This window comes from Streptomyces sp. SID14478, from assembly GCF_010548525.1.
In the GTDB taxonomy this organism is placed as follows: domain Bacteria; phylum Actinomycetota; class Actinomycetes; order Streptomycetales; family Streptomycetaceae; genus Streptomyces.
On sequence record NZ_JAAGMG010000526.1, the window covers coordinates 1 to 3,617 of the forward strand.

Consider the following 3,617-nt stretch of genomic DNA (forward strand, 5'->3'; position numbering starts at 1 on the left):
GGCGTACGGGGTGGCCCGGGCCGGGTGCGCCGCGCCGCGGCCGCGCGGCGGCCCGCCTGCGCATGAAACCGGTCAGTACGGCCAGATCGGCGGGTCGTTGATGAACTTGCCGCCCATGTACAGGTGCGCCGGGTTCTCGTCGGTCAGCGGTCCGAACTCGGCGAGCAACTGCTCCGCGTACTTCTCCGAGTCGTCCTGCGGTTCGTAGCCGAGCGCACGGGCGCTCGACAGGTCCCACCAGATGCGCGTGTTGTCGGAGGAGCCGTAGACGACGGTGTGGCCGACCTTCTCCGCGCTCAGGGCCGCGTGGAAGAGCCGGGCACCGTCCGCCGGGCTCATCCAGACCGACATCATGCGCACGTCCGTGGGCTCCTTGAAGCAGGAGCCGATGCGCACCGACACCGTCTCCTGGCCGAACTTGTCCCAGTAGAACTGCGCGAGGTCCTCGCCGAACGACTTCGACAGGCCGTAGTACGTGTCGGGGCGGCGCAGCGTCTCGACCGGGACCAGGGGCGCGCCGTCCTCGGTGTGCGGGCGCGGGGTGAAGCCGATCGCGTGGTTGGAGGACGCGAAGACGAGCCGCGGGGCGACGCCGTCGGCGCGGCTCTCACCCTCCGCGCGCAGCGCCTCGTAGAGGTGGTAGGTGCCCTTGATGTTCGATTCGAGGATCTTGTCGAAGGTCGATTCCAGGGAGATCCCGGCCAGGTGCAGCACGCCGTCGACGCCGCGCACCGCCTCGCGCAGCGCCTCCGTGTCGTTCAGGTCGGCGACGATCGCGTCCGGGGCGTCCGGGACCGGGCGCACGTCGAGCAGCCGGAGGTCGTAGCCGTGCTGGGGCAGCAGCTCCCGCATCAGGGTGCCGAGTCCGCCGGCGGCGCCGGTGAGCAGGATCGTGCGGGGAGCTGGCATGTGCGTGGTCTCCTGAGCGTATGTGTGAGCCATATTCACATTCATGGACACGCTAAGGAGGGGGATTCGCCTCCGTCAAGAGTCGCACGGGATCAGCGAGTTCGTACGCTTGACCGTCCCCTTTGGGGCGGCTTACGGTAAGCGCGTTCAGAAATATAGACGCGGATCAGAAACATGCACATGTTCAGGGAGAGCCCGTGACCTCAGCCCCCCTCGCCGCTCGACTCAGCGTCCCCAGCGGGCCGCTGTTCTTCCCCGTCACCGCGTACGGACCCGACGGCGCCGTCGACCTGGACACCTACCGCACCCACGTGCGGCGCGGCGTCGAGGCCGGGGCCGCCGCCGTCTTCGCCTGCTGCGGCACCGGGGAGTTCCACGCGCTGGCCCCCGAGGAGTTCGAGGCCTGCGTCGCGGCCGCGGTCGAGGCCACCGAGGGCCGGGTGCCCGTCGTCGCGGGCGCCGGATACGGCACCGCGCTCGCGATCCAGTACGCGCGCGCGGCCGAACGGGCGGGCGCCGACGGCCTGTTGGCGATGCCCCCCTATCTCGTGGTCGCCGCGCAGGAGGGCCTGCTGCGGCACTACACCCAGCTCGCCGAGGCGACCTCCCTCGACATCATCGTCTACCAGCGCGACAACGCCGTCTTCACCCCGGAGACCGTCATCGCGCTCGCCCGCCACCCCAAGGTCCTCGGCCTCAAGGACGGCCTCGGCGACCTCGACCTGATGCAGCGCATCGTCAGCGCCGTCCGCACCGAAGTCCCGGAGGAATTCCTCTACTTCAACGGCCTGCCGACCGCCGAGCTCACCGGCCTCGCCTACCGCGGCATCGGCATCACCCTCTACTCCTCCGCCGTCTTCTGCTTCGCGCCCACGATCGCCCAGGCCTTCCACAAGGCACTCACCACGGGCGACGACGCCACCGCGAACCGCCTCCTCGACGGCTTCTACCGGCCGCTCGTCGAACTGCGCAACCAGGGCCGCGGCTACGCGGTCTCCCTCGTGAAGGCGGGGGTGCGGCTCGGCGGGCTCGACGTCGGCGAGGTGCGCCCGCCGCTGCAGGAACCCCGCGAGGACCATGTGAAGCAGCTGGCCGAACTCGTCCAGCGGGGCCACGAGTTGCTGGAAGGAGCGGCCGGGTGAAGACCTCCGCGTTCGTCTACCCCTGGGACGTCAACGGCGACCCGGACGCCGCCCGCCGCATCGCCGCGCTCGGCGTCCAGCAGGTCACCCTCGCCGCCGCCTACCACTCGACCCGGGCCCTGACCCCCCGCCACCCGCACCGGCGCATCGTCACCGCCGAGCACGCCGCAGTGCTCTACCCGGCGGACGAACAGCGCTGGCAGGGAAGGGAGTTGCGTCCGTACGCCGCCGGGGACTGGGCCCCCGGCGACGCGTACGGGGAAGCGGCCGCCGCCCTCGCCGACGCCGGGCTCGACGTCCACACCTGGGTCGTCCTCGCCCACAACTCCCGCATGGGCGCCGAACATCCCGCCACCTCGGTCGTGAACGCCTACGGCGACCGCTACCCCTGGGCCCCCTGCATCGCCCAGCCCGCCACCCGCGCCTACCTGGTCGACCTGGCGGCGGAGGCCGCCACCCGGCCCGGCGCCCGCGGCACCGAGCTGGAGTCGCTCGGCTGGTACGGCCTCGCGCACCTGCACGCCCACGACAAGACGGCCGGGGTCGGGCTCGGGGAGGCCGGGCAGTACCTGATGTCCCTGTGCTTCTGCCCCGACTGCCGGACCGGATACGGCGCACAGGGCCTGGACGCGGAGGAGTTGGCCGGGAAGGTCCGGGCCGCCCTGGAACCCGTATGGCGGGCGGAGACGGCGGACGAGGGCTGGCCCACGGTCGAGAAGCTGCTCGGCGAGGCGACCGCCACGGCCACGCGCGCCTACCGGGACGCGACCGCGCGCGGCCTCCAGGAGGACGCCGTCGCGGCGGTACGCGCAGCCGCCCCCGACGGCTTCCAGGTGCTGCTGCACGCCAGCCCGGTGCCCTACCACTGCGGCGCCAACGTGGGCGTCGACCCCGTGCACATCCTGTCCGTCGCCGACGGCGTCGTCGTGCCCTGCACCGGCGGCGCGGGGCTGCTGCGGCCGTTCGCGGAGCAGGGCACGGGAGTGGTCGCCGCGAACCTCACCGTCGTACGGGGCATGGGCGGCAGCCCCGGCACCCTCGGCGACGACATCCGCGCCGCGCGTGATCTGGGCGCGAACCAGGTGCGGCTGTACCACGCGGGGCTGGCCTCGGACGCGGACCTGTCGGCGGTGACGGAGGCGCTCGCGAAGGTGTGATCCCGCAGCGATGACTTCCGGGCCGCGGGCGGGTCTGTACCGGTGAGCACTGGAAACCCACCGGAAGGGTCACCATGAGTGACACGACGACAGTGGACCTCGGCCCGCAGGCCCGGATCGTCGCGCGCCTCGCCCACGGCGTGCGCGACGAGCAGCTGGATCTGCCGACCCCCTGTCCCGACTACGCGGTACGCCATCTCCTCGGCCACGTCCTCGGCCTGGCCGAGGGGCTGCGCGCGACGGCCCGCAAGGAGCGCGACGAGACCGGCGAGGCGGACCCGGGCAGCGCCCTGCCCGCACTCGCTCCCGACTGGCGCGCCGCCGTGCCCAAGGCGCTCGACGCCCTGGCCGAGGCCTGGCAGGACCCCGCCTCCTGGGACGGCATGACCCACGCGGGCGGTCTCGACCT

4 protein-coding genes are annotated in these 3,617 nt (G+C 72.6%); 3 read left to right on the forward strand and 1 reads right to left on the reverse strand.

The window, feature by feature from the left end; genetic code table 11:
• Positions 1-72: 72 nt before the first annotated feature.
• Positions 73-909, reverse strand: coding sequence for an NAD(P)-dependent oxidoreductase (locus G3I40_RS17285; RefSeq protein ID WP_164303047.1), 837 nt, complete (start codon positions 907-909; stop codon positions 73-75).
• 197 nt (positions 910-1,106) lie between these two features.
• Here G3I40_RS17285 and G3I40_RS17290 point away from each other — a divergent pair, with 197 nt between their 5' ends.
• From G3I40_RS17290 to G3I40_RS17300, 3 genes are all read left to right on the forward strand, one after another.
• Positions 1,107-2,051, forward strand: coding sequence for a 5-dehydro-4-deoxyglucarate dehydratase (locus G3I40_RS17290; RefSeq protein WP_164303048.1), 945 nt, complete (start codon positions 1,107-1,109; stop codon positions 2,049-2,051).
• On the forward strand, positions 2,048-3,208 hold the full coding sequence (locus G3I40_RS17295) for a hypothetical protein (RefSeq protein ID WP_164303049.1): 1,161 nt from the start codon (positions 2,048-2,050) through the stop codon (positions 3,206-3,208). The genes G3I40_RS17290 and G3I40_RS17295 overlap by 4 nt, the downstream gene beginning before the upstream one ends.
• Positions 3,209-3,282: 74 nt before the next feature.
• The coding region (locus G3I40_RS17300; RefSeq protein ID WP_164303050.1) for a TIGR03086 family metal-binding protein at positions 3,283-3,617 on the forward strand (335 nt) is incomplete at its 3' end.

Excerpts from the sequence above, each read along its gene's own strand:
- G3I40_RS17285 (WP_164303047.1), bottom strand. The coding sequence starts at position 909 with ATGCCAGCTCCCCGCACGATCCTGCTCACCGGCGCCGCCGGCGGACTC.